Origin of the sequence: Sphingopyxis sp. (assembly GCF_965227415.1) — a bacterium.
Taxonomy (GTDB): Bacteria; Pseudomonadota; Alphaproteobacteria; order Sphingomonadales; family Sphingomonadaceae; genus Sphingopyxis.
Genome location: NZ_OZ245749.1, coordinates 2,970,643 through 2,995,036 on the forward strand (window position 1 = coordinate 2,970,643; position 24,394 = coordinate 2,995,036).

The 24,394-nt window shown below is 64.6% G+C and carries 22 protein-coding genes and 1 other annotated feature; of the genes, 17 read left to right on the forward strand and 5 right to left on the reverse strand.

Annotated features, from left to right (window positions below; translation table 11 throughout):
* Positions 1 to 152: 152 nt before the first annotated feature.
* Positions 153 to 965 (reverse strand): alpha/beta hydrolase, encoded by an 813-nt coding sequence (locus tag ACO055_RS14575; protein ID WP_422059591.1) that lies wholly within the window; start codon positions 963 to 965, stop codon positions 153 to 155.
* Between the two features lie 554 nt (positions 966 to 1,519).
* Here ACO055_RS14575 and ACO055_RS14580 point away from each other — a divergent pair.
* From ACO055_RS14580 to ACO055_RS14590, 3 genes are read left to right on the forward strand one after another with little or no spacing between them, the layout of a single operon-like run.
* Positions 1,520 to 1,795, forward strand: coding sequence for a metal/formaldehyde-sensitive transcriptional repressor (locus ACO055_RS14580; RefSeq protein ID WP_422059592.1), 276 nt, complete (start codon positions 1,520 to 1,522; stop codon positions 1,793 to 1,795).
* 7 nt (positions 1,796 to 1,802) lie between these two features.
* The gene (gene dmeF, locus ACO055_RS14585; protein WP_422059593.1) at positions 1,803 to 2,747 is read left to right on the forward strand and encodes a CDF family Co(II)/Ni(II) efflux transporter DmeF; all 945 of its coding nucleotides are present in this window, start codon (positions 1,803 to 1,805) and stop codon (positions 2,745 to 2,747) included.
* Positions 2,744 to 2,923: a DUF1289 domain-containing protein gene (locus ACO055_RS14590; protein WP_422059594.1), complete on the forward strand. Its 180-nt coding sequence runs from the start codon at positions 2,744 to 2,746 to the stop codon at positions 2,921 to 2,923. Before dmeF ends, ACO055_RS14590 begins: the two co-directional genes overlap by 4 nt.
* A 53-nt stretch (positions 2,924 to 2,976) precedes the next feature.
* Here ACO055_RS14590 and ACO055_RS14595 read toward each other — a convergent pair whose 3' ends face one another.
* Together ACO055_RS14595 and ACO055_RS14600 are read right to left on the reverse strand one after the other, a co-directional pair.
* Positions 2,977 to 3,681, reverse strand: a complete 705-nt coding sequence (locus tag ACO055_RS14595; protein ID WP_422059595.1) for a hypothetical protein — start codon at positions 3,679 to 3,681, stop codon at positions 2,977 to 2,979.
* Positions 3,682 to 4,086: 405 nt separating this feature from the next.
* Entirely contained in the window at positions 4,087 to 5,583 is a 1,497-nt protein-coding gene (locus ACO055_RS14600; protein WP_422062479.1) for a SulP family inorganic anion transporter, read from the reverse strand.
* A gap of 59 nt (positions 5,584 to 5,642) precedes the next feature.
* Positions 5,643 to 5,698, reverse strand: a sequence feature (sul1 is cis-regulatory element that is thought to sense ions involved in sulfur or methionine metabolism; They are found in Alphaproteobacteria).
* Between the two features lie 238 nt (positions 5,699 to 5,936).
* Between ACO055_RS14600 and ACO055_RS14605 the strand changes: the two genes are divergently transcribed.
* The 3 genes from ACO055_RS14605 to ACO055_RS14615 are packed head-to-tail and all read left to right on the forward strand — an operon-like array spanning position 5,937 to position 11,517.
* Positions 5,937 to 7,442, forward strand: coding sequence for a TolC family protein (locus ACO055_RS14605; RefSeq protein ID WP_422059596.1), 1,506 nt, complete (start codon positions 5,937 to 5,939; stop codon positions 7,440 to 7,442).
* The gene (locus tag ACO055_RS14610) at positions 7,439 to 8,479 is read left to right on the forward strand and encodes an efflux RND transporter periplasmic adaptor subunit (RefSeq protein WP_422059597.1); all 1,041 of its coding nucleotides are present in this window, start codon (positions 7,439 to 7,441) and stop codon (positions 8,477 to 8,479) included. The genes ACO055_RS14605 and ACO055_RS14610 overlap by 4 nt, the downstream gene beginning before the upstream one ends.
* The gene (locus ACO055_RS14615) at positions 8,476 to 11,517 is read left to right on the forward strand and encodes an efflux RND transporter permease subunit (protein ID WP_422059598.1); all 3,042 of its coding nucleotides are present in this window, start codon (positions 8,476 to 8,478) and stop codon (positions 11,515 to 11,517) included. Before ACO055_RS14610 ends, ACO055_RS14615 begins: the two co-directional genes overlap by 4 nt.
* Positions 11,518 to 11,535: 18 nt before the next feature.
* Here the strand turns inward: ACO055_RS14615 and ACO055_RS14620 are convergent, their stop codons facing one another.
* Entirely contained in the window at positions 11,536 to 12,615 is a 1,080-nt protein-coding gene (locus ACO055_RS14620) for an endonuclease/exonuclease/phosphatase family protein (protein WP_422059599.1), read from the reverse strand.
* 154 nt (positions 12,616 to 12,769) lie between these two features.
* Here ACO055_RS14620 and ACO055_RS14625 point away from each other — a divergent pair, with 154 nt between their 5' ends.
* The 7 genes from ACO055_RS14625 (at position 12,770) to ACO055_RS14655 (ending at position 19,271) form a co-directional block, all read left to right on the forward strand.
* Complete coding sequence (locus ACO055_RS14625) at positions 12,770 to 13,534, forward strand: hypothetical protein (RefSeq protein WP_422059600.1); 765 nt, start codon at positions 12,770 to 12,772, stop codon at positions 13,532 to 13,534.
* Between the two features lies 1 nt (position 13,535).
* Entirely contained in the window at positions 13,536 to 14,642 is a 1,107-nt protein-coding gene (locus ACO055_RS14630; RefSeq protein WP_422059601.1) for a glycosyltransferase, read from the forward strand.
* On the forward strand, positions 14,639 to 15,385 hold the full coding sequence (locus tag ACO055_RS14635; protein ID WP_422059602.1) for a DUF2334 domain-containing protein: 747 nt from the start codon (positions 14,639 to 14,641) through the stop codon (positions 15,383 to 15,385). Before ACO055_RS14630 ends, ACO055_RS14635 begins: the two co-directional genes overlap by 4 nt.
* A 250-nt stretch (positions 15,386 to 15,635) precedes the next feature.
* On the forward strand, positions 15,636 to 16,382 hold the full coding sequence (locus ACO055_RS14640; RefSeq protein WP_422059603.1) for a hypothetical protein: 747 nt from the start codon (positions 15,636 to 15,638) through the stop codon (positions 16,380 to 16,382).
* The gene (locus tag ACO055_RS14645; protein WP_422059604.1) at positions 16,379 to 16,903 is read left to right on the forward strand and encodes a DUF2141 domain-containing protein; all 525 of its coding nucleotides are present in this window, start codon (positions 16,379 to 16,381) and stop codon (positions 16,901 to 16,903) included. The genes ACO055_RS14640 and ACO055_RS14645 overlap by 4 nt, the downstream gene beginning before the upstream one ends.
* Positions 16,900 to 18,075: a glycosyltransferase gene (locus tag ACO055_RS14650; protein WP_422059605.1), complete on the forward strand. Its 1,176-nt coding sequence runs from the start codon at positions 16,900 to 16,902 to the stop codon at positions 18,073 to 18,075. Before ACO055_RS14645 ends, ACO055_RS14650 begins: the two co-directional genes overlap by 4 nt.
* On the forward strand, positions 18,075 to 19,271 hold the full coding sequence (locus ACO055_RS14655; RefSeq protein ID WP_422059606.1) for an LptF/LptG family permease: 1,197 nt from the start codon (positions 18,075 to 18,077) through the stop codon (positions 19,269 to 19,271). Before ACO055_RS14650 ends, ACO055_RS14655 begins: the two co-directional genes overlap by 1 nt.
* 160 nt (positions 19,272 to 19,431) lie before the next feature.
* On the opposite strand, the gene ACO055_RS14660 is transcribed toward ACO055_RS14655, so the two are convergent.
* A complete protein-coding gene (locus tag ACO055_RS14660; protein WP_158258062.1) occupies positions 19,432 to 20,166 on the reverse strand; it encodes an HAD family hydrolase in 735 nt (244 codons plus the stop codon).
* Positions 20,167 to 20,254: 88 nt separating this feature from the next.
* Here ACO055_RS14660 and ACO055_RS14665 point away from each other — a divergent pair, with 88 nt between their 5' ends.
* The 4 genes from ACO055_RS14665 (at position 20,255) to ACO055_RS14680 (ending at position 24,392) form a co-directional block, all read left to right on the forward strand.
* The gene (locus ACO055_RS14665; protein ID WP_282949231.1) at positions 20,255 to 21,457 is read left to right on the forward strand and encodes a hypothetical protein; all 1,203 of its coding nucleotides are present in this window, start codon (positions 20,255 to 20,257) and stop codon (positions 21,455 to 21,457) included.
* Entirely contained in the window at positions 21,447 to 22,763 is a 1,317-nt protein-coding gene (locus ACO055_RS14670; protein ID WP_422059607.1) for a lipopolysaccharide biosynthesis protein, read from the forward strand. The genes ACO055_RS14665 and ACO055_RS14670 overlap by 11 nt, the downstream gene beginning before the upstream one ends.
* A 113-nt stretch (positions 22,764 to 22,876) precedes the next feature.
* Complete coding sequence (locus ACO055_RS14675; RefSeq protein ID WP_422059608.1) at positions 22,877 to 23,455, forward strand: RNA polymerase sigma factor; 579 nt, start codon at positions 22,877 to 22,879, stop codon at positions 23,453 to 23,455.
* Entirely contained in the window at positions 23,442 to 24,392 is a 951-nt protein-coding gene (locus ACO055_RS14680; protein WP_242446189.1) for a FecR family protein, read from the forward strand. Before ACO055_RS14675 ends, ACO055_RS14680 begins: the two co-directional genes overlap by 14 nt.
* The last annotated feature ends 2 nt before the right edge of the window (positions 24,393 to 24,394 follow it).

Genomic DNA, 24,394 nt, shown 5'->3' on the forward strand with positions numbered 1-24,394 from the left:
GGAGCTCAAACCGATGTCGGTGTTCGGTTGGTTTCAGCCAGAAGCCCGGCGATCTCCGATCGGCCAAGACCGGCGATTCCCCTGAGTAGCGAACATTCCTGGGAGAGGGGGTCCCGGCGCGCTCATCGAGCGCAATTGCTTGCCCTATTTGCTCAAAGAATTCCCGTGTCCTTGAGCCAATCTTCCACGAGCGTCGGCCATCTCTCAACGGGATGACCCAGCGGGCGCATCGCGAAGGCGTGACCTCCCTTGGCAAAGAGATGGACTTCTGCTGGAACACCTGCCTCGTCCAGCGCTCGCGCATAGACTATGCTATTGCAAATCGGATCGACAGGATCGTCCCAAGCCTGAAGAAGAAATGTTGGCGGGGTCATCTTGGTGACTTTGATTCCAGGATCAAGCGAGCCCCCGGCTCTGCACAGGTGGCCTGGGAACATTGCGATGGCAAAATCGGGCCGGCTGCTCACTTTGTCGATTTGGTCGACCGGCTCATAAGCAGGTTCGAATATATTGCTGGTCTGCGCGACCAGATACCCTCCGGCTGAGAAGCCGATGACACCGATCTTGCGCGGGTTGATCTTGAGCTCACTGGCGCGCGAGCGCACCAGACGTATCGCACGCTGGGCGTCCTGCAACGCAAGGAGGTGCTTTGGCGTCACTGCACAATGGCAGTCTTCATCATAATGGTGGTTGCTTTTGGGAACACGGTATTTGACGAGCACGCAAGTGGTGCCTCTTGAAGTCAGCCAGTAGCAAACTTCACTACCTTCCAGATCGATCGCGAGCTTGGAGAATCCTCCGCCGGGAAAAACCAGCATCGCGGCGCCATTGCCGGGTTGTTTGGCTGGAAACACCGTGAGAGTGGGCACAGAGACATTGAAGACGCCGGTAACCGGACGTCCGGCGAAGCGTTTCGGATTCGTTGCTGTTTCGCTATACTCTGGCGGAAGTTTGACATCCTCCATGTTCGGCGCGGTTCCAGGCCACAATGGCGTCTGCTGATGGCCCGCCGGGGGTTGCCACACGCCCTCCTTCCTGCCCTCAACGCTCGCCGTCTCGGTCACCTTTGTCAGGCGCTTAGCGTCAGGATTAAGCGTCTCAGCCTCACTGCAGCCAACACCGAGGCCTTGAACGCACAAAAGGCCTGCTAGAGTCAGGCTTCGCCGCAATGAAATTCCTAACCGCCCCACATTCCGCATTGTCCTACTTCCTCACCTCGGATCGCGACCGGAAAAGTTTCTCCTGACGACACCTAACCCCCAACTGACCAGGTGACCAAAGGATGATTTCTCGGGCTAGAGCCCAATTTTTTTAGGGACATGCCGTGGATCTCGATCAATCTTGCTAAACACGCTGCGCGCTTTGGACGCTGCGGCGCAGCATTCGGACTTTAAGCGCGTGGTTCCTTGCTGGCACTGTTGCGGACGGGGCCGGTGCCGCGGCGCATTCGCAGCCCTCGTGGAGTTTTGCAGCGATATCGGCTGGCGCTGCGCTATCATATAGCCTAGGGGGCTATCCTATGGGACATATGATTGAAAAGAAGGGCGACCTCTTGGCCCGCGTCAAACGGATCGCCGGCCAGGTTGCGGCCGTCGAGCGAGGGCTTGATCGGGACGCCGGTTGCGCGGAGATTCTGCATCTCGTCGCCGCCGTGCGCGGCGCGGTGAATGGCCTGCTCGACGAAATCGTCGTCGATCATCTCGACGAGCATGTCGCCAAGCCCGGCCTGTCGGACGCCGAGCGGAAAAAGGGCGCTGAAGAACTGATGACGGTCATCCGTCGGTACGTGAAGTAGAGCCACCATGGCAGAGACGCGCAACATCGACACACTCCAGCACAATCACGTCTTCCTGGGCGCGTCGCATGACGTGAATGCGCGGCGCACCCTGTGGGTCGTCGCGCTTACGGCGGTCATGATGGTGGGCGAGATCATCGCAGGCTATGTGACGGGCTCGATGGCCCTGCTGGCCGACGGCTTCCACATGGCGACCCACGCTGGCGCGCTGAGCGTGGCGGCGGCCGCCTATTCTTACGCCAAGCGCCACGCGTCCGACCGTCGCTTCAGCTTCGGCACTGGTAAGGTCGGCGATCTTGCCGGTTTTGCTTCGGCGCTCATTCTCGGTCTCGTTGCGCTCGGAATCGGGATCGAATCCGTCTTGCGCCTGTATCAGCCGATCCGGGTCGCCTTTGGAGAAGCGACGGTGATCGCGATTGTCGGGCTAGGCGTGAACATTGTCAGCGCGTTCCTGCTGTCCGGTGGCCACGCCCATGGTCATTCGCATGGTCATGGGCATCACGATCATCATGGGCACGATCATGGGCATGGTGGCAAAGGTCAGGACAATAATCTGCGATCGGCCTACGCCCATGTGCTCGCCGATGCGCTTACTTCGGTTCTTGCGATCGCGGCCCTGCTGGCCGGTCGATATCTCGGCTGGATCTGGCTCGATCCGGTCATGGGTATTGTCGGTGCCATCGTGATCGCACGCTGGTCCTGGTCGCTCATGCGCGACACCGCGTCGGTGCTGCTTGACGCAAGCGATGAGCAGGTCGCGGGCGAGGTGCGCGACCTGCTGGACGGTCCGGGAGGCGCCCGCATTACCGATTTGCACGTCTGGAGAATTGGGCCGGACGCGCATGCCGGCATTGTCAGCGTCGCGCCCGGACCCGGGATTGATCAGGAGATGATCCGGGGGCGGCTCAAGCCGGTGCATGAACTCGCCCATCTCACGATAGAGATCCGATGAAATCGCCGTGCGTCGAAATCTGTTCGTTTGACGGGCGCACCGGTTGGTGCCGCGCCTGCGGCCGCACCAAGCAGGAATGCCGGAGCTGGAAGAAGGCCCGGCCGCATCAGCAACAGAAGATCGCATCAGACCTGCCACGACGTCTGGCGAAGTTGAATGCGGCACGATCCGATTGACGGCCGTCGTCAGCGTTTGAACGGGACGCACAAATCACGGCTGTGCTGGAAAGTCACTTCGGTGCTGGAAATGCGGTCTCCAGCTCATCGACCATGTCCAGCTCGGCTTTCGCCGCCGCCCGGGCCCGGGTGACATCGCGCGCTTTGACCGCCGCTTCCATCGCAGTCAGCCCATCGTCAAACCGGGTCCGCAGCTTGGCGAGAGGCGCCAACCCGGAAATATTAGCCCACCGTTTGCGCGCAAAGGTGGTGGCTGCTGCCATGTCGTCCCAACGCGGCGGCTTGGCCTGTGCATCGGCATCATAACGAAAGCCGGCATAATCGAGCAGGCTGACATCAATCGGCACCGCAGGTGTGCCGGGAACCGCGCTCACAATGCTGCGAAAGCCCTCAATCGAGGCGAGTGCGAGATCGACTCTCTGGTCGGATTTTCGCGCTTGGCGGACCGCGGCAAGTTGTTTTTGCAGGCTCGCTGACAAGGCAGCGGGAACCATGGGTTTCAACGTGCCAGCCGCCGCTTCTGCCGCCAGTATCGACGTGTCGAGCTCGGCCGGCGTCGCGGTAAATGCCGTCTCAGTCAATGTCTCGAAAGGTTCGCCCGCCGCAGACAGGGCCGCGGCAACTTTCACTTGGTTGCTTGCCATGGCCTGGCTTGGCGCCGATTCCGGCAAGTCTGCCTTCCCGCCCGTGTCGTTCTTGCCGCCACAGGCCGAGAGCATAAGCGCTGTCGCAAATATTGCTATGCCGGGCTTGATCATGAGATGCTCCTTGGGTGACGGGATTTCGATGGCGGCGATGCGACGGTGTTGCTGTCTCGCGGTCGATAAATTCCGCAAGCGATGCGCGTAATACGCAATGTCCCCACTGGTTCGACCAGCCGAAGCTCCTCTTCGGCTGGTCGAACCAGTGCGAGCGAAATGGCTTATACCACATCCCGCGAGGGCGAGTCCTGCTCCAAGCTATAATCGGCTTGGACGTCCGGTCTGGCCATTGTAGCGGGGGAGCTGCGTTCGTCCTTCCGTGATCTTGGACTAATGCCGCCGCAAACTCGCCGGCCTTCAGCCGTGCGCGCGTCGGGGTTCGATCCACCTTGGCGCCCCTCCGGTCCACACCTTCTGCCTGCAATCAGCACCGACGGCCGCACCATGCCAGAGCAAGCGGGTTCAATGCGGCGCCATCCCGATCTCGACACCGGTTTTGTCGTGAAGCGCAAACTTGTCGATGATATCGGCGCTGGCGCGATTATAGCCCACCACCTCAACCGTTCGGCGTTCGCGCCGCAGTCTGGCGACGATCTTGTCGAGCGCGCCAACGCCGGAAATGTCCCAGAAATGGGCCGCCGATACGTCGATCAGAACATCTCCGGTCGGGTCTTCCGTCCGGAACGCACGCGTGAATCTGTCGACCGAGGCGAAGAAAATCTGTCCCGTGACGCGATAGGTCTCCGTCAGACCATCAGGTGAAACCTCGCGCTCGACAGCAAACATGCGCCTCACCTTGCCTGCGAAAAAGACGCCCGACAGCAGCACGCCCGCGAGGACGCCGAGCGAAAGGTCACGCGTCGCGACGACGACGACCACGGTTGTCAGCATGACCACCGACGACGTCGGCGGATGACGGCGGAGGTTGGCGATCGAATTCCAGCTGAATGTCCCGATCGACACCATGATCATCACGGCGACCAGCGCCGGCATGGGCACCTGGCCGACATAGGGACCGAGGACGGCAAGCAGGAACAGCAGAAATGCGCCGGCGGTAAACGTCGACAGCCGGCCGCGCCCGCCCGATGTCACGTTGATCACCGACTGGCCGATCATCGCGCAGCCGCCCATGCCGCCGAAGAAGGCTGCGACAATGTTCGCGCTGCCCTGGCCAGCGCATTCGCGGCGCTTGTCGCTCTCGGTGTCGGTCATGTCGTCGACGATCTGTGCGGTGAGCAGGCTTTCAAGCAACCCGACGGCAGCCATCGTGAGTGAGTAGGGCAGGATGATCTGCAGCGTTTCCCAGGTCAGCGGGACGTTGGGCAGCGCGAGCGACGGCAATCCTTCAGGCAATTTCCCCATGTCGCCCACGGTGTTGACCGGAAGGCCAAAGCCGATGCTGATCGCCGACAGGACCAGGATCGCAACCAGCGGCGAGGGCACCGCCTTGGTCAGCCGCGGCAAGAGATAGATGATCGTTAATCCTACTGCGATCATTGCGTAGGTTTGCCAGGACACATTTATCAGTTGCGGCAGCTGGGCCATGAAGATCAGGATGGCGAGAGCATTGACGAAGCCGGTGATCACCGAGCGCGAAACAAATTGCATGAGCAGATCGAGGCGCAGCAAGCCCGCGATAATCTGGATGAGCCCCATCAGGATCGTCGCGGCGAACAGATACTCGACCCCATGCTCGCGCACGAGCGGGATCACGAGGACCGCGACCGCCGCCGTCGCGGCGGAAATCATGCCCGTCCGGCCACCCGTGAAAGCAATGACGATCGCGATCGCGACCGAAGCATAAAGGCCGACACGCGGATCGACACCGGCAATGATGGAAAAGCCGATGGCTTCGGGAATCAGCGCAAGGGCCACCACGATCCCCGCCAGGATCTCGCGGCGAGCCGATGTGCCGTCGGTGAACCACTGCTGACGATAAGAAGAAATGATATTGGACATTGAAGTTCCACAACAAGCCACATGGCGCCAGCGCGGGCGCATCGAATTTTCATGTGTGATGTCGTCCGGCGGATCGGCGGCCGGAATAGCCACCCGGATTTGCACCGGGTCCATGCGAGTAGGTAGGCGCCTAGCTTGACGTCGATGTCAAGGCAAGAGCGTCGGTAGGCGTGCGCAGGTGTGCCCGTCTGCCCGGTGCGCCATCCTCCCAATAACTGGAACAAGATTTCCTTCATGGACGATAGCGATCCGGTTCCGGCTGACGATAGCCGAAGGACGCGTCGATCGGGAACCGTCCGAGCGTTGAAATTGGCGTTCGAGCGAAATGCTTAGTCGGGACCAACTTCAGATTTTTGGCGAATATTCTCTTTCCGGTGCGGAATGTCACTTGCAGCGGCGTCAACAGCCCAATGTCCGCTCTGCACGCTCCAGCATTGCCGCATGATGTCGAGGCGTTAGTGGTGGGCAGCCGGAAGCGAAGGGGCTATCGTTCGAGCATGACCAAATGGTTTCGGCTGTCACCGCCCCTATTGCTGCTCCTGCCGCTGGGGGCTTGCGCCCACTTTGAACCGCGACCACTCGCTGCCGATCCCATGTCCGCGCCGGCTCTGCAGGCGCCAATCGCCGACCTCTTGTCGCGCGACGCCGCGCATATCGACCGGCCCTATCTGAAACCCGTCGCGCTCGACCTGTCGGCCCCGCTCGATCCCAATGGCATCGCGATACTCGCGGTGATTTCCAACCCGGATCTCAAGGCGCAGCGCGCCCGCGCCGGGGTGCGCGACGCGCAAGTCTTCGCCGCTGGGCTGCTTCCCGATCCCAGCTTCAGTTTCGGCGTCGATCATATCCTCTCGGGTTCCGACCCGCTCGACAATATCGCCGGCGCGCTCGGTTTCAGCCTCAATGCGCTGCGCACCCAAAAGGTACAGCGCGCCCAAGCGGTCGCCGAGGCGCGGCAGGTTCGGCTCGACCTGGCCTGGGCCGAATGGCAGACCGCCTGCAATGCGCGGCTGCAGGCGGTGCGCGTCTTGGCGCTCGAGCAGGCGCTCGCCAATGCGGCCACCAGCGCGGATGCCAGCGAGGCGCTGCTCGGGCGCTATCTGAAAGCGGCGGGCCGCGGCGACATCGCGCCCGATCAGGTCCAGTCATCGCGCATTGCCGCGCTCGATGCCCAGAGCAATTTTCGCAGCGCCCAGACGAATCTCGCGACCGCGCGCTCCGAACTGCATCGCCTGCTCGGCCTGCCGCCGGCCTACGCGCTGCGGCTAGCGCCCGCGCCGCTCCCGGCGCTGGTTCCCGATGCCGATCGCCTCCTCACTCTCGCGCTGACCGGCCGCGACGATCTGGCGGCCTTGCGCGCCGGCTATGATGCACAGGAGGCGGCTGTTCGCCGCGCTATCCTTGACCAGTTCCCCACTCTGGATCTTACCATCAGCGGCGCGCGCGATACCGGTGGCAACAAGCTCATCGGCCCTTCGATCGGCTTCACCTTGCCGCTGTGGAACCGCAACCGCGGCGGCATCGCCGTCGCCGAAGCCACCCGTGAGGCGCTGCGGCAGGAATATGACGCGCGCCTGTTCCAGACCCGCGCTGATATCGCCGCCGCCGCATCGGGGCTTGCGATCGCGCGCCAGCAATATGCGCTCCTGCGCGCCGGGATGCCGGCGCTCGCGACCTTCGCGTTGGCGAGCCGCCGGGCCGCACAGCGCGGCGATCTCGCGCTCGCGACCGCCGAGGTCGCCGAGCAGAGCCTGCGCGACCGCCAATTGCTGCTCCTCCAGTCCGAACAGGCGATCGCCGAACAGACCATCGCGCTCGAACTGCTTGTCGGCGCCCCCCAGGAAGCTTGGACCTTATGATCAGCCGCAAACTTCTTGCCCTGCCGCTCGCTTGTGGCCTCATGCTGAGTGGCTGCCAGTCCCCGGCCGATACCGCGGCGCCCGACCCTGTCGCGACGATCGATGTCGCCGCCGTAACCACCGGCGCCATCGACGAAAAGCTAACGCTCTATGGCGCCGCCGAGGCCAATGGCGCGGGTAAATATACGCTGTCGGCGCCGATGGAGGCGCTGGTCCAGGCGGTCGACGCGCCAGTCGGGAGTCAGGTGAAGCGCGGCCAGATTCTCGTCCGCCTGAGCCCCAGCCCGACCGCTCGGCTCGATCTTGCGACGGCTTCCGCGACGGCCAATGCCGCCGATCTGGCGCATGCCCGCGCGCGGCGTCTCCGGGCTGATGGATTGGTGAGCGACGCCGAGGTCGAGACGGCGCGCGCTGCCAAACAGGCCGCCGATGCGTCGCGCGCAAGTCTGGCCACCCGCAATAGCGCACTGGTCCTTCGCGCGCCTGCGAGCGGCACCGTCGAGGTCATCGGTGCCAGCGCAGGCGAACTCGTCGCCGCCGGTGCGACGATCGTCTCTCTCGTCAAGGAGGGCGATCTGCGTGCCCGCTTCGGCGTCGATCCGGCGATCGCGCGGCGCATCCCCCAGCCCAGCTATGTCGAAATCACCGCGGCCGGCAGCAAAGCGGCCTTCAATGTTCCCATATTGTCGGTCGACAGCGTCGTCGACCCGGTTACCAAATTGGCGTCGGTCTATGTCCAGATACCCGATGAAAGCGGTGTCGGCGCGGGCGAGAGCCTGACCGGCCGTGTGCTCCTCGCCAATATCGCCGGTGGCATGACCATACCCTATGCTGCCTTGCTCGACGATGGCGGCCAGCCCTTCGTTTTCGTCATCGTCCAGAATGTCGCCAAGCGGCGCGATATCGTTGCCGGTCCGCGCACCGGCGACCGGATCGCCGTTACGTCCGGGTTGAAGCCGGGTGACCGTGTCGCCACGGTCGGCGTCACCGCGCTCGAGGACGGCATGAAAGTCCGCATCCAGGCCGCGAAGAAGTGACCGACGTCATCAGCAAACATGCGCGGTCGATCTGGCTCGCGGTGATCCTGCTCACCCTCGCAGGCGTGGTATCCGCGACCCGCGTTCCCGTCGGGCTCTTCCCCAACATCGACTATCCGCGCGTCGTCGTCTCGGTCGATGCCGGGGATCGTGACGCGGCGCAGATGGAAGCCGAGATCACCCGCCCGATCGAGATCGGGCTGCGCGCCGTCCCGGGCGTGACCGGGGTCCGCTCGGTCACGAGCCGCGGCAGCGCCGAAGTCGCACTCAACTTTCAATGGGGCGACGATATGGTCGCCGCGGCGCAATCGACGCAAGGCGCGCTTGCCACGTTGCTGCCGACCCTGCCGACAGGGACGCGCTTCAACGTCCGGCGCTCGGATCCCACGATCTTTCCGGTCACCGGCTTTGCCTTGACCTCGGACAGTCTTAGCCCCGAGGCGCTTCGTACCCTTGCGGAACTCAAGATCCTGCCGGCGTTGACCTCGGTCGAAGGCGTTGCCGGCGTCGATATCCTCGGTAGCAGCCCCCGTGAATTTGCGGTCGAGGTCGATCCATCGCAGCTGCAGTCGCTCGGCATCAGCCTGAGCGACGTCGTGGCGACGCTCGGCAAGGCCAATATGGTGCGTGGTCTCGGCAAGATCGAGGATCGGCACCGTCTCTATCTGGTCCTGCTCGAAAACCGCGTCGCCGATGCAAGCGATCTCGCGGCGGTCCCGGTCAAGGCGGCGGCAGGCGGCTCGGGGGTTGTCACCCTCGGGCAGATCGCGACGATCACGCCCTCGACCGCTCCGGCGTTCAGCCGGGTGACCTCGGACGGCAAGCAGGCAGTGCTGGTCAACGTCCGTCAGGCGCTCAAAGGCGATACCGTGGCGATCGTGCGGGCGGTCGATGCGCGCCTCGCCGCGCTCCGCCTGCCGCCGTCGGTCAAGGTCACCACCTTCTACGACCAGTCCGAACTTGTCGTAGGCGCGGCCAATGCGGTGCGGGATGCGATACTGATGGGCGCGGTGCTCGCCGGAATCGTGCTCTTCGTCTTCCTCCGCTCGGGACGGCTGATGGTCATCACCGGGCTGATGTTGCCCGCGGTCCTTGCGGCAACCTGTCTGCTTCTCTTCGCGCTCGGGATGAGCTTCAACATGATGACGCTGGGCGGCATGGCCGCCGCCGTCGGCCTTGTCGTCGACGATGCGGTGGTGATGCTCGAACATATGATGCGGCGGATGCAGGAGCAGCGGCTGAGCGATCCGCAGTCGCTCCTCGGCGCTGCCGCCGAAATGGGCATGCCTCTGCTCGGATCGACCATGGCGACGATCGTCGTCTTCCTTCCCCTCGCCTTCATCAGCGGGGTGACCGGGGGCTTTTTCCAGGCGCTGGCCGTCACGATGGTCGCTGCGCTGCTCATTTCCCTGCTCTTCGCGCGCTTCGTAATTCCCTTGGTCGCCGCTCATTGGCTGCGCCAGAAGGACGCGGAGTCCGCCGACCGGGCCAACGCCATCCTCGACCCGCTGCTCGCCCGCTACGGCCGCGCGAGTGCGCGCGCCTTTGGCCGGCCTGCCCTGTTTGCGGCGGTCGTCGGGGCGGTTCTGGCGGTCAGCGGCTATGCCGCCTGGCGCAATGTCCCTTCGGGGTTCATGCCGAAGATGGACGAAGGCGGCTTCGTCCTCGACTACAAGGCCCAATCGGGTGCGTCGCTCGAGGATACCGACGCCCTGCTGCGGCGTGTCGAGACGATCATCCGCGCGACCCCGGAAGTGGCGAGCTACTCGCGGCGGACAGGGATCCAACTCGGCGGCGGCCTGACCGAAGCCGATGAGGGCGATTATTTCATCCGGCTCAAGGGCGGCTCGCGGCGCAATATCGAGGCGGTGATGACCGGTATGCGCGAGAAGATCGCAGCCGAGGTGCCGGGGCTCGAGGTCGAGCTGATCCAGCTGATGGAGGATCTGATCGGCGATCTGACGGCTGTGCCCCAGCCGATCGAGGTGAAGCTCTTCGGCGACGATACCGCAGCGCTCGAAGCGGGGGCGAAGACGATCGGCGAGCGCATCGGCAAGATATCGGGGGTCGTCGAGGTGGTCGACGGCCTGCGCGTCGCTGGCGACGCGATCAGCATCGCGGTCGATCCAGGTGCAGCAGCCCAATATGGGCTCGATCCCGACAGCATCGCCGCGCAGCTCGAAACCGCGATCGGCGGCACGGCCGCGACGCAGGTCCGCATCGGTGCGCAGCTGATCGACGTTCGGGTGCGCGCGCCGCAGGACCTGCGAAACGATGTCGCACGGATCGAGAACCTCCCGCTCGTCGCACCGGACGGCAGCAGCATTCGCCTGGCGGCGGTCGCCACCGTCTCGGTCCAGAGCGGACAGAAGCAGCTCACGCGCGAAAATCTCGCCCCCTATATCGCGGTTACCGCGCGGCTCGAGGGCCGCGATCTCGGCTCGGCCATGACAGAAATCCAGAGCGCGGTCGGCCAGCTCAAACTCCCGACCTCGGTCCGCGTCGAATATGGCGGGCTTTATGCAGAGCAGCAGAAGAGCTTCGCCGACCTTGCGTTGGTGTTCGGGGCTGCTCTGCTGCTCAGCGCGTTGCTGATTACCCTTCTGTTCGAACGCGCCGGCTGGACGGCCGCCGCGATCGCGACGGTGCTCCTCACCGCGGCGGCGGTGATGATCGGACTGTGGGTCATGGGAATCGAACTCAATATTTCCGCGCTCATGGGGCTGACGATGGTGGTGGGCATGGTCGCCGAACTCGTCATCTTCTTCCTCGCCGAGATCGAAAGAGACAAGCCGGTCACCGCGGCGATGTTGCTCGAAGCCGGGAAGAAGAGGCTGCGCCCAATCCTGATGTCTGCGTTGATCGCGGTGCTGACGCTCGCGCCGCTCGCGCTCGGGCTGAGCCGCGGCGCCGGACTTCAGCAACCCCTCGCCACGGCGATCATTTTCGGCCTGATTGCCGCGGTGCCGCTGGTGCTCTTCTTCCTGCCAGCCGTCCTGCTGGCGCTGGCGCCGCGCGAGCCTGCACCGGCCGGCTGACCGTGGACGCCGGGCCGATCAGGAGAGCGGGCGCCGCCGATGCGCTGGGGACCTGAACGCCTGCGTCAGGCGATAGGTCACGCGATAACCGACATGGTCTGAAAACATCGTGCCGTCGCGCTCGCGGCCGAACGGCACCGCCATCGCGATGGCCTGGATCGAAGCGCGATAGCCGGGCGAGAAAAATTGCCAATCACGCCCTTTCTGGAAGACAGTGGCGGCGATAGCCGGGACCGCGCGTCCGCAGGGCGCGTCCGATTTCAGGCAATGCTGGAGCGCGTTGTCGATCGCCAGTCGCCGCTCCGTGGTCCAGTTCGCCGCGCTGTGCGCGGTCAGGAATGAGCGCCGCTCGGCCGAGCTGGCGTTGAAATCGCCGGCCAATATGACAGGCTGGTCGGGATTGCGGTAGCGGGTGAGAAAGGCGTCGATCGCCTCGACCTGCCGCCGATAAGCGTAGAGCGAACGGGTCTGGGCGACGCCCGAGGATTTCTTGCTGTTCATATGGGTGGTGACCACTGTCACCGGCGTTGCGCTGCCCGGCACCTTGATCGTCACCATCAGCATGCCCTTGTTGGCGAGGCAGTCATAACCCGCGCAAGCAAAGGCGGGGAAAGCCTCGCGATGCACCGACAGGATCGGATAGTCCGACGCCAGGATCAACCCCGAGCCGACTTGTTTGCCCGAACGCTCGCCCTTGAAGAAGCTCGCGCCGTCGATGAAGGGCCGGTCGCTCGCGCGCGGCTTCACCATGCTCTGCAGATCGCGAGACGGACCTTCGACAATATAGCGATAGCCGCTACGACGCGCGATCGCTTTGGCCGGCGCGGTAAAGGCCTCCTGCAGGATGATTACATGCGGCTGCGCGTTGCGCGCGCGCATCGCGAGCAGACGCGCCTCGATGCGCGTGAAGTCGGCTGTGCGATCGGAGGCGATGGGCCAGGGCAGGCCCTTCACATTGTAGGCCATGATCGAGAGTGCGGAGGCGGCCGGTGGAGCGGCACGCCGCGGCTCGCTCGCGGCGGCACGAGGGGCGAGACCTCCGAGTAGCAGCGGCGCCATCGCCATCAGTCCGCCCACGCGCATGATCTTCGTCTCCATCCTGGCGATCCCTTCCGATTCGAGAATGCTGATTGACGCCGCCGTGCGCGGCGATCCGCACTTTGCGCCGCCGGTGCGGGAATCGCGGCCTGATGGCGTCAGACCTTCCGGACGCCTGACTGGCAGGCGCCGGAGCTTGCCCAGGGGATATGCGATGACGGTGATTGCGGCCCGTGCTGCAGCGATGGCTGCGCTGATACTTCCCTTTGCGGCACTCGCGCAGGAGGCATCGCCGAGCATTGCGGTGACCCACGCCGCGCTCATCGCCCGCGATCGACTGCCTAGCTCGGCGCGGCTCCCCATCGCGCCGGTCCCCACATCGTCGATGTTGTCCTTACTGAACGGTTCGACCGCGCCTGTCTCCGATATCGCAGCGCTCGGACCAATGAAGGTCCGGTCGGCCACCGCCGAGTGGACAGACGGCGAGTTCAAGCTGACTGCGATGCGCGCGCGTTCGCTCCCCGCGACATCTGCCGCGCAAAGTTTCGAATATCGGCATTTCGGGCTGTTGGCGGTTCAACTGGGCACGGCCCAGCAGATATCTGCGCGCGACACGCTGTCGCTTGGCGCAAGTTTTGCGGTTGAGCGCCGACGTCCCGCGTTCATCGTCAGCCCGCACAGAAATTATCGCAGCGACGAGCGCGCATTCGCGCTGCACTGGTCCCGCGACAATCGCTTCGATTTCGCTGCGAGCTTGTTCGACGCCGGTCCAGCGAAGAACCGGACCCCCGTCGAGCGTATCGCCGACCTCGCTGGCGGCGCGCCCCGCGCGGTTCGCGGTTGGGGGCTGACCGCAAGCATGCATCCCGCGGGCGACCCCGAGCGCCTGTCGGTCGGCATCGATTTTCGACAGCAACAGGACCGCGATTTCCAGCAGCGGGACGCGCGCGTCCAGATCTTCCTGAGGCAGAAATTCTGACATGACCCACGCCAGCCACATTGCCATCATCCTCCACGATTTCTCGACCGGAGGAAGCGAGCGGATCGCCATTCGCCTCGCCAACCGCTGGGCCGAGATGGGACGCCGCGTCACCATCATCTGCGGCACCGAGAAAGGCGCGGCGCGCACATTGGTCGGAGCCGGCGTAACGGTCCTATCCTGTTCGCCCGAGACAAGGCGCAGCCCCTGGTCGCGCGCCCAACTCGGCTGGCGCATGGCACGACTCGTCCGTGCCGCAGCCCCCGACATCCTGTTCTCGCCGGGTAATTTTCATCTCATCATCCTCGCCTTCCTCGGACGTCAGCGTTTCACGAAAAGACCGGTCTTTGTCAGCAAGCTCAGCAACCCGATTCGCCGCGGTGGCGTCCGGCGCCTCGTGCGCGGGCTTGCCGACGCCGCCATCCGCCTCGCCGCCGCCCCGGCGGACATGCTGGTCGCGATGTCGCCGTCGCTGCTCGCGGAGGCGCGATCGGTGTTTCCTGGCCACGCGCTCGCCGAAATAGCCGAGCCCATCCTTGAGGATGATATCGCTGTGCCGCAAAGCCGCGCCGGCCATGAACCCGCGCCGCTCATTCTGTGCGCCGCGCGACTGGCGCCGCAAAAGGATTTGCTCACCGCCATACGGGCTTTTGCCGAACTGCCGGTCGCGCTGAAAGCGCGGCTGCTCATTCTCGGCGAAGGCCCTCTGCGCGGCCGCCTCGAACGCGAAGCGCGGCGGCTGGGGGTCGCGTCGCGGGTCGAGATGCCGGGCCATGTTCCCGACATCGCACCCTATCTGGCGCAAGCTGATCTCTATTTGATGAGTTCGCATTACGAAGGCTATCCTGCGGTCCTCGTCGAAGCGATCGCGGCCGGCGTTCCGATCGTGACGACCGATTGTTCGCTCGCGCTGCCCGAAATCTTCCGGTCGTCCGAGCTGGGCGCCGTCGTCCGGCAGCGCCAACCCGAGGCCATCGCCGCGGCGATCGTCGCGCGGCTCCGCCGGGCGCGCCCCTCGACCGGTGCCGCGCGCGAGCTGACCGATCGTCATAAACTCGGTGCATCGGCAAAGGATTATCTGGCGCTCTTCGACCGGCTTGCCGCATGAGCTCCTCGCGCCGCCTGCTGGCCTCGATCCATGACGTCGCACCGGTCCATGCGGCGCGGCTCGACCGCCTCGTACCGCTCGTTGAGGAAGCGGTGGGGCCGGGGCGCTTTGCGCTGCTCGTCGTCCCCGACTTTCACCGGCAAGGATTGCTGACGGCCGACCCCGGGTTCGGGCGCCGTTTGCGCGACTGGTCGAATGCCGGATGCGAGATATTTCTCCACGGCTTCACCCATCTCGACGAGAGCCGCCACCACAGTGCCAGCGCGCGGTGGAAGGCGGCGCGGATGACCGCGGGCGAAGGCGAATTTCTGGGATTGTCGACCCGCGATGCCGAAACAAGGATCGCCGAGGGCCGAGACATGGTCGAACAGCTCATTGGCCGGCCGATCGCCGGCTTCGTCGCGCCGGCCTGGCTCTACGGCGAGGACAGTATTGCCGCGCTTGCGGCGCAGAACATCCGCATGATCGAGGATCATTTCCGTGTCTGGAACCCGCAGACCTCGGCGGTCCTCGCAAGGGGACCAGTCGTCACCTATGCCAGCCGTTCGGCTGCGCGCATTGCAAGTTCGATCCTCTGGTCGCAGCTTGCGACAAGGCTGCTCGCGCGGGCGCAAACCGTTCGCCTTGCGGTCCACCCGCATGATGTCGATTCGCCGCGCCTCCTGGCCGAAATTGCGCGCGCTCTCGCGGCTTTTGCGCGCTCGCATCGGCCATCGCCATACCGCGATCTTGTGCCCGGATGATTTTTCGAAGCCCATGGTGCGGATTATGCGCGCGCCTGGCGTCACTCCCCCAGGAACCGCTGCCAAAAGGTGATCGATGGCCTCTCGAGCTTTGCGCACAAACCCGGGGACATGGACCGAGCGCCTCCGGCCACTGCTTCGGGAGCGACAACCCTGGCAGAAATTTCTCTCCCTGGGCCTGTCGCTCGCGCTCCTCGCGGCGCTAGGCTCGAAGCTGGCCAGTATCGGCGTCACTGACCTGTTGCGGGGCGTGCCCGCCTCGCCGATGTTCTGGATAGGCTTTTCGGCTTATTATCTTGCCCTGCCTGCCTCCGAATGGGTGATCTTTCGGCGCTTGTGGAATATCCCGACCGCTGGTTTTGCCGCCCTGTTGCGCAAGCTCGTCAGCAACGAAATCCTGTTCGGCTATAGCGGCGAGGCCTATTTCTACGGCTGGGCGCGGCGTCGCGCGACGATGGCGGCGGCGCCCTTCGGCGCCATCAAGGATGTCAGCATCCTGTCGGCCGTCGCGGGCAATCTCATGACCCTGGCCATGCTCGCGCTTGCTTGGCCTGCCATCGGCCGCATGGCCCCTGAATTCCATGGTCGCACCGTGGCCCTGTCGGCGGCTCTGATGATCGGGATGTCGCTCGCGCTCCTCGCCTTCCGGCATCGCATCTTCTCGCTGCCGCGCGCTGAATTGCGCATGATCTTCGGCGTTCACCTCGGGCGCTTGGTGCTGACGACATTTCTGTCGGGTCTCATGTGGCACAGCGCGCTACCGATGGTGCCGATGGGCTGGCTGCTCATCCTCGCGACCCTGCAGCTGCTCGTGACGCGGCTCCCCTTCGTTCCCAACAAGGATCTGGTTTTCGCCAGCGTTGCAATTTTCCTGATCGGTCATGACGGCGCTCTCGGCCCGTTGATCGCGATGATCGCCGGCCTGACGCTGCTCGTGCATCTCGCGCTCGGCGCCGTCCTGACCTTGACCGAACTGGCCACGGCGCACCGGGCATGAGACACGCAATTGCGCCGCTTTCGCTTTTGCTGCTCGCCGCAGCGGGGCCGGTCCAACCTGATGCCTCGCTCGGCAAGGCCGAGGCGGTGTGCCGGCCGAATGAAGCCGGCCCGGCCCTGCTTGTCGGGATAACCGGGCTCAAGGATCGCAAGGGCTTGGTTCGGGCCGAGCTCTATCCCGACAATGACAGCGACTTTCTCGCCGACGATGCGGTCCTGATCAACGCGCATAAATTGTTCCGCCGCGTCGATCTGGACCTGCCGGCATCCGGGCCGGTGACCCTGTGCCTGCGTGTCCCGGGACCCGGCCGCTACAGCCTGTCGGTCCTGCACGACCGGAACCGTAATCTCAAATGGGACAAATTGTCCGATGGCCTTGGCTTCGGCGGCAATCCGAAGCTCGGCTGGTCGAAACCGACGGCGGCGGCCGCTTCGGTCCTGGTGGAAGCGGGGCCGACACGCGCCCAGATCGTCATGACGTACCTCAGCGGGCTCAAATATCGCCCCCTGGAGCGCAAATGAAAATCGCCGATGTCTGCGCCTTTTACACGCCGCACGGCGGCGGCGTGAAAACCTATATTGATCGCAAACTCGCGCTCGGCGCTTCGCTGGGGCACGAGGTCGTCGTCATTGCCCCCGGCTCGCACGATCATGTCGAGCTGCGGCCCGGCGGCGGCCGGATCGTCCATATCGCGAGCCCGCAACTGCTCGTCGACCGCCGCTATCGTTATTTCGACGATGTGGCGGCAGTGCATGCCCGTCTCGACGCCGAACGCCCCGATTTCGTCGAGGCCTCGTCGCCCTGGCGCACCGCGAGCATCGTCGCCGGCTGGCAGGGGAGCGCGCCGCGGTCCCTCGTCATGCACGCCGATCCACTGGCGGCCTATCCCTATCGCTGGTTCGGCCGCTTCGGCAGCCGCGAGACGATCGACAGAAGCTTCGACCTCTTCTGGCGTCATTTGCGCCGACTCGGCGAGCGCTTCGATTGTGTTGTCAGTGCCAATCGTCATCTTTCGGCGCGGCTGCTCACGGGCGGCGTGGCCGGCGTCGCGACAATTCCGATGGGGGTCGATCCCGGCCTGTTTTCTCCGGTGCATCGCGATGCCGACCTGCGCCGCGATCTTCTGGCGCGCTGTGCGCTTCCCGAAAGCGCGAGCCTGATCATTGGCGTCGGCCGTCACAGTGCCGAAAAGCGCTGGCCGCTCGTCGTCGACGCATGCCTTGCGGCATCGCAACATCGCCCGATCGGTCTCGTCCTTGTCGGCGACGGCCGCGACCGGGGGCGGCTCGTGCGTCACATCGGCAACAATCCGCATGTCCATCTTCTTGCCCCGATTGCCGATCGTCTCCTTCTCGCCAAGCTCATGGCGAGCGCCGACGCGCTGATTCATGGATGCGAGGCGGAAACCTTCGGCCTCGTGGCGGCGGAGGCTGCGGCGTCGGGGTTGCCGCTGATCGCGCCCGATGCGGGCGGCGCGTCCGATTTTGTCGGCGACGACAACGGCGAGCTCTACGCGGCTGGCGATGCGAGCGCCGCGGCGCGGGCGATCGGGCGGCTCCTCGCGCGCGATCGCAGCCGGCTACGCGCGGCCGCCGCCCGGCGCGCGCCCGACACACCGCGCATCGACGATCATTTCGCGGCACTTTTCTGCCATTATCAGCTGCTCGCGATGCCTCTGCGCTCTGCCGCCTGATGTCCGCCATCGATCTCTATATCGCGCGGCGGCTGGCGCGCCCCTTTCTCGCCACCGGCGCGATGGTCATTCTGCTGCTGAGCCTGGAGAATAGTCGGCGGCTGATGGGCTTGCTCGACAATGTCGAGCAGCCGACCGCGGTCCTGATCAAGCTCATGGTCTATCTCGTTCCCGAATATCTCGGCATCGGCCTCCTGATCTCGGTGTTCGTGGCGGTGGCGGTTGCCTTTCGGGGTTTTGCCATCAGCGGCGAACTCGATATCTTTGCATCAATCGGTCTGTCGCCGGCACGGCTGCTCCGCGTTCCGCTGCTGTTGGCGCTTGCGGTTGCCATGCTGCATGCCGGACTACGCGCCTATGTCGAACCGGCTGGCGAGCAGCGGCTCGATGCGCTCGGTACATCGATCGCGCTCGGCAATCTCGGCTTGTCGATCGCGCCGGGCGAGTTTCTTCGGCCTCGCCCCGACACGGTGTTTCACGTCGACGCCGTCGATCGGCGTACCGGCGAATTTCGGGGCCTTTTTCTTCGCAATCCGGACCTGACCGTCGCTGCCCGGGCCGGAAGGGTCATCAACGGCGGGCGCGATGGGGTGCTGCTGCGGCTATCCGATGGCCATATCGTCGTCACCCGATCGGGCGCCCGGCCCGAAATTGCATCCTTCAGGGCATTGGCGATGCCCGTCCAGCTGCTCGCGCCAAAGCGGGTCCGCGGGACGGCGCGCCATCGCAACGATCGCCTCATGCTGGGCGATTTGATCCGCGCCGCTGTCAGCGGACGAACGGGTGCCGAGCGCAATGCGGCGCGCGCTGCCTTGGGCGGCCGTTTTGTCACCGCCGCCTTCATCATCCTCGTCCCCTTTTTCGGATTTGCGCTTGGCGTTCCCCCGAAGCGGTCGACGTCGGCGCTCGGACTTGGCGCCGGAATCCTTCTCATCGTCGGCTTCGTTCAGGCCGTCGTGGCCATCGAAGATAGCGCCCATGCGCTGGCTCCGCTTTTTCAGCTGATGATCGTCTTCGGCTTTGCCCTCGCGGCTCTCGCCTTGTTTCGCTTTCAGCGCAGCCAGGGTCCCGGCGCGATCGAGGCTGCGCTCCTCTCGGCGAGCCGGCCTGCGCGCCACCTGTCGCGCTGGATTCCGGTCGATCGTTTGATGATGCGGTTGCCGGCCGCGTGCCGGCCGGCGCCATCGGCCGCCTGAATGACCTTGCGCACCCACCGGGTCGGCCAATCGGGCGCGGCGCACTCGCCTTCGAAAGGCAAGACACGCGATCGCGCCCGTTTCGTTTGGCAGCGGGGCGCGCCGCTCTGGTGGAACCTGCTGCGCTTCGCGACACGAAACCGCAGCGATTGATGCGGTGTCAGGTCGGGGTCACTCTGGCCTGCGCTTGCGGAGCCCCATCGCGCGCCGCCTTGGCCTCGCGCCAGTCATAGACAGTCCAGCCGCGCCTGAGCGCCACATTAAGCAGCTTCTTCGACGGATTGACCGCAACGGCCTCGTCGGCCCATTCGAAGGTCGGAAGGTCCGACAGATCGTCCGAGAAAAAGCGGATATGGACCTTGGTGCGATCGATCTCCTGGCCGCGGAGCCAATGTTCCAGCATTCGCCGCTTGCTCTCGCCATAGCAATTCTCACCGGCGATCCGTGGCGTGAGATCGCGCCGGCGCCACATCGACGCGGTACCGACGACATCGGTGACGCCAAGCTGCGACGCGATTGCCTCAAGATAGAAGAGATGCGCCGCCGAGGCGATGACCACTCGCCGTCCGGCAGCGGTTTCGGCGGCGATGCTCGCAATAGCATCGGCATGGACATTGCGCGTGAGGCTGTGTTCGGCATAGGCGTCGGCAAGGTCAGTGACGGCGTCGAGGTCGACGGCGCCTCCGAGCATCAGACGGTGCATCGCCTGCTTGAGCTGCTTGCGCGTCAGAACCCCCGCTTTGTAAGCGGCCATGAGCGCGACGACCAGCGGCACGAAGATCAGCCGCCACGGGCTGCGCCTCCGCGCGGCAAAAAACAGGAACGGCGACCAGGTTCCGTGGATGGTGAGGGTGCGGTCGAGGTCGAAGACCGAAAGCGGACGGGACGATGGCATGAGCGTTTTCCTCCGCAGCGAGGACGCCACCAGAAGCTTTTTTCCGCACTTGATGCGGATATCGCGCCGCCGCGGCGTCATTCCCCCCATGCGGATCGCCTTTCTTTTCAACCACGACCAGATTCACCAGATGGCGCACAGTCTGCCGGTCGCCACAGCGCTGGCGCGAATGGGCAGCGGCGCTGATATCGTCATTGCGACGACCAGCGACCTTCTCGCGCGCGAAGCGCTCCGACTGATGGGCGGCGCGGTCCCGGCGGGCCTGCGTCTCGTCGCGCTCCGGCTGCGCTCTTTTGCATCCCGGGGCATCGAGGCGGCTCTCGGATCCCTCGTCCCTGCTGCGAAATTGCTGGTTTACCGGGACAATCTGGACTTTTTCCGATCGCTCGACCTGCTCGTAGTGACCGAGCGCACGTCGCTGATCCTGAAGTCCCGTTACGGCCTGTCATCGCTCCGCATGGTCCTGACCGATCATGGCGCGGGCGATCGGGCGATCGGTTTCGGCACGTCCACCGCCCTCTTCGATCATATCTTGGCCGCTGGGCCGAAGATCCGCGACCGACTGACTAGCGAAGCCGGAGTCCGTCCCGAGCGATTGACGATCACCGGCTATCCGAAGTTCGATATCGCCGCCGGCGATGGGCGCCCGCTCAAGTTTCGCGGGAGCAATCGGCCGATCGTACTCTACAATCCGCATGTCTCGCCGCATCTCTCCTCCTGGTACAAGCAGGGCAGGGCAGTGCTCGACTATTTCCTTGCCTCCGATCGCTACAACCTGATCTTCGCGCCCCACATCATGATGTTCGAGCGGCGAATGGCGGTCACGATCGACAAGCTTTGCGTCGGTCTGCCCGGAACGCTGCACCGCCGCTACGCCGCAGCCCCGAATATCCATATCGATCTCGGCAGTGCCGCGCTGACCGACATGAGCTATACCAACGGGGCAGACATCTATCTCGGCGACGTCAGCAGCCAGGTCTATGAGTTTCTCAAATCGCCCCGGCCTTGCCTCTTCCTCAACAGCCACGGCATCGATCCCGATCAGGATCCGAATTTCGCGCACTGGCAGTCGGGGCCGGTCATTTCGAAGGCGGTCGATCTTGGTCGCGGCTTGGAGGAAGCGGTAGCGGAGCATCCGGCGCGCTATCGCGCCGTGCAGCGACGGCTCTTCGACCATACGTTCGACCTCACCGCCGAGCCGTCTTCGGAGCGCGCCGCGCGCGCAATCGTCTGTCTCGCCAGCGGTCGCAAGCCCGAGGGCGCATCGTCCGACACCTGTCTTGTTCACTGACATCGCAAAAGGTTCGGCAGGGCCGGTTCTTCGTATCTACCAGAATCTCGGCCTGCTGCTCGGCGGCAAGGCGGCGGCAGGGCTGATCAGTCTCATCTATGTCGTCGCCGCGGCCCGCATCCTCGGCCCCGAGCAATATGGCGTGCTCGTTCTCGTCAATTATTTCGCGATGCTCGTCGGCGGGCTCATCGCCTTTCCAGGTTGGCACGCGATTGTCCGCTACGGCGTCCAGCCGGCTGAAAATGACCACGCCAAGCTCATCCGGTTGCTCCGCTTTGTCGGCGCGATCGAACTCGCCGCGGGGCTGGTCGCGGTGATTGTCGCGGCGATCGCGGTGCCGATCGTCGGACCGCTGCTTGGGTGGTCGCAGGATGCGCAGGCGCTGGCGATACCCTATTGTTTCGCGGTCCTCGCGACCGTGCGTGCGACCCCCGGCGGGTATCTGCAGATCCTGCGACGCTTCGACCTCCTTGCGCTCCACAATATCGTGACGCCAGTGATGCGGTTGCTCGGTACGCTGGTCGTCATCGCCTTCGATCTCGGGCTCACGGCCTTTCTCGTCGCCTGGCTCGTCGCTGCGTTGGTCGAGGGCATATCGCTATGGATCGCGGCCATATACCTTGCGCGCCGTCATATGCTCGACCAGCCTTTGCTCGGCGCGGTGGCGGACGCCCGCCGCGAGCATGACGGTCTGGGCCGCTTCATGCTGACGGCCAATGCCGATATCATGCTCGGCGACCTCACCGTCAGGCTGACGCCGCTCATTGTCGGCGCGATGCTCGGCCCGGCCGCAGCGGGCCTCTATTCGATCGCGCACCGCGCAACGATCGTCATCTCGCAGCCTGCCCAAATATTGGGACAGGCAGCTTATGCCGAGCTGGCGCGTCTCGCCGCGGACGGCGGCGCGAGAATCGCCATTCGGCATGCCCTCGCGCGCTGCGTCGGGATCGCGCTTGCGACAGCGCTACCCTTGGTTCTTCTCCTCGCACTCTTCTCGCGCGAGGTGGCGGTGCTGATCGGAGGGTCCGCCTATGCAGGTGCTGCGACAGTCATGATATGGCTGACGCTGGCAAGAGTCGTGGCAATGGCGGGACCCCCGACAAGTGCGGCGCTGATCGCATTGGGCCATCCCGGGCTGTCGGTCGGGGGAAATTTGGTCGCCGGACTGGGCCTCTTGCCCTTGCTGCCGTTCTTCACCGGTTCCGCCGGATTGGCGGGCGCCGGCTATCTCGCATTATTACAGGCCGTGATGGCCGCAGCTCTGCTCGGCTCCGCGCTGTGGCGGGTTACCGCCCGCGCCTCATGATGTCTCCGCTCGCCTCGGCACCGACGCACGGTCACACGCCTTTCCTATTTCGTCGATATCGGGCAGTGATCATGCCCAGCCGCGAGAGCAAAAATGGAAGTGCGCAGCATTTGATGATCGAAGCCCCTGGGCTAGAAGCGATATTCCTGGCCAATCGGGCGGCCTTGCTGCGCTATTTGCGTGTTCGTCTCCGCGGCGATGGCGATGGCGAAGACATATTGCAGGACCTGTGGCTGAAGCTCGCCGATATCGATGCGAGCCTGATCGCCGAGCCGCTCGCCTATCTGTATCGCGCCGCCGAGAATCTCGTCCTCGATCGCCGCCGCTCGGCGCAGCGCCGTAACGCGCGCGACCACGAGTGGACCAAGGGTCATATCGAGGGCAGCATCGCCGCCCCGCGCGACGCCCAGCCGTCGGCCGATCGCTTGCTGGTTGCGCGCGACCAGCTGCGGCGGGTTGATGCGGTCCTCGACACATTGCCCGAACGCACCGCCTTTGCCTTTCGGGCCGTACGGATCGACGGTGTTCCGCAAAAGCAGATCGCTGCCGAAATGGGGATCAGTCTCAGCGCGGTCGAAAAGCATTTGCAACGGGGGTATCGAGCGGTCCTGGACCTCAAGCAGCAGCTCGATGTGGAAATCGACGCGCCGCAACGTCAATGGGCCGAAGGAATTGATGATGGGGACCGGTAGCATCACTGACGACGCCATTGCATGGCATGTGCGGCTGCAAGGTCCGGCAGCCGACGGGGCACTGTGGGCCGAGTTCACGGCATGGATGGAAGCCGATTCGGCGCACGCCGATGCTTATGATGCCGTTGCCATGGCGGACGAGCATCTCTCCGACGAACTGGCAGGCACCGAAACGGTCATCGAGCCTTTGTCCCCGGCCTCCAACGACAATGAACCTGGAGCGCTGCCATGGTATCGGGGCCGCGCTTTTCTGGCGATCGCCGCCAGCCTCGTCCTCGCGCTGTTCCTGTCTCCTGCATTCTTCAGGTCGCCGGGGATGGAAACGATCACGACCTTGCCGGGCGAGACGCGCGAAATCGCTCTGGCCGATGGGTCTAAAATCGCTCTCAACGGCGGCACCACGATCGCGTTCGACCGGAAAGCCGAACGCTTCGCCCGCCTCGAGAGCGGGGAGGCGATCTTCACGATCAAGCATGACAGCGCGCGCCCCTTTGTTGTCGACACCGGCGACGGCACCCTTCGCGACGTCGGCACGATCTTCAACGTGCGACAATCTGCCGATGGTCTGGAAGTCGCGGTGTCCGAAGGCAGTGTGCAGTATCAACCGGGCTCCGATGCGGTGACGCTCACGCCGGGCAAACAGCTACGCGTTCGGCGCGGAACCAAGAAGGTCCTCGTGTCGGCGGTCGATCCGGCCACCGTGGGGGGATGGCAACAGGGGCGGTTGAGCTATCGCGACGCGCCGCTCGCCACGATCGCGGTTGACTTGTCACGGTCGCTCGGCACGTCTGTGACCATATCGCCGGATCTGGCAGGTCGGAGATTCTCGGGGGTCATCCGCGTCGATCGCGACGAGGCGCGCCTTTTCCGCCAACTGGAATCCTTGCTAGGTGTCCGTGCGCGTCATAGTGCCAAGGGATGGCAATTGACGCGTTGATC

Bases quoted from the DNA above. Each gene is read 5' to 3' on its own strand.
- ACO055_RS14620 (WP_422059599.1), bottom strand. From the start codon at position 12,615: ATGGAGACGAAGATCATGCGCGTGGGCGGACTGATGGCGATGGCGCCG.
- ACO055_RS14660 (WP_158258062.1), bottom strand. From the start codon at position 20,166: ATGCCATCGTCCCGTCCGCTTTCGGTCTTCGACCTCGACCGCACCCTC.
- ACO055_RS14575 (WP_422059591.1), bottom strand. From the start codon at position 965: ATGGAGGATGTCAAACTTCCGCCAGAGTATAGCGAAACAGCAACGAAT.
- ACO055_RS14665 (WP_282949231.1), top strand. From the start codon at position 20,255: ATGCGGATCGCCTTTCTTTTCAACCACGACCAGATTCACCAGATGGCG.
- dmeF (WP_422059593.1), top strand. From the start codon at position 1,803: ATGGCAGAGACGCGCAACATCGACACACTCCAGCACAATCACGTCTTC.
- ACO055_RS14645 (WP_422059604.1), top strand. From the start codon at position 16,379: ATGAGACACGCAATTGCGCCGCTTTCGCTTTTGCTGCTCGCCGCAGCG.
- ACO055_RS14675 (WP_422059608.1), top strand. From the start codon at position 22,877: ATGATCGAAGCCCCTGGGCTAGAAGCGATATTCCTGGCCAATCGGGCG.
- ACO055_RS14580 (WP_422059592.1), top strand. From the start codon at position 1,520: ATGGGACATATGATTGAAAAGAAGGGCGACCTCTTGGCCCGCGTCAAA.
- ACO055_RS14595 (WP_422059595.1), bottom strand. From the start codon at position 3,681: ATGATCAAGCCCGGCATAGCAATATTTGCGACAGCGCTTATGCTCTCG.
- ACO055_RS14650 (WP_422059605.1), top strand. From the start codon at position 16,900: ATGAAAATCGCCGATGTCTGCGCCTTTTACACGCCGCACGGCGGCGGC.
- ACO055_RS14655 (WP_422059606.1), top strand. From the start codon at position 18,075: ATGTCCGCCATCGATCTCTATATCGCGCGGCGGCTGGCGCGCCCCTTT.
- ACO055_RS14610 (WP_422059597.1), top strand. From the start codon at position 7,439: ATGATCAGCCGCAAACTTCTTGCCCTGCCGCTCGCTTGTGGCCTCATG.
- ACO055_RS14630 (WP_422059601.1), top strand. From the start codon at position 13,536: ATGACCCACGCCAGCCACATTGCCATCATCCTCCACGATTTCTCGACC.
- ACO055_RS14680 (WP_242446189.1), top strand. From the start codon at position 23,442: ATGGGGACCGGTAGCATCACTGACGACGCCATTGCATGGCATGTGCGG.
- ACO055_RS14590 (WP_422059594.1), top strand. From the start codon at position 2,744: ATGAAATCGCCGTGCGTCGAAATCTGTTCGTTTGACGGGCGCACCGGT.
- ACO055_RS14635 (WP_422059602.1), top strand. From the start codon at position 14,639: ATGAGCTCCTCGCGCCGCCTGCTGGCCTCGATCCATGACGTCGCACCG.
- ACO055_RS14625 (WP_422059600.1), top strand. From the start codon at position 12,770: ATGACGGTGATTGCGGCCCGTGCTGCAGCGATGGCTGCGCTGATACTT.
- ACO055_RS14600 (WP_422062479.1), bottom strand. From the start codon at position 5,583: ATGTCCAATATCATTTCTTCTTATCGTCAGCAGTGGTTCACCGACGGC.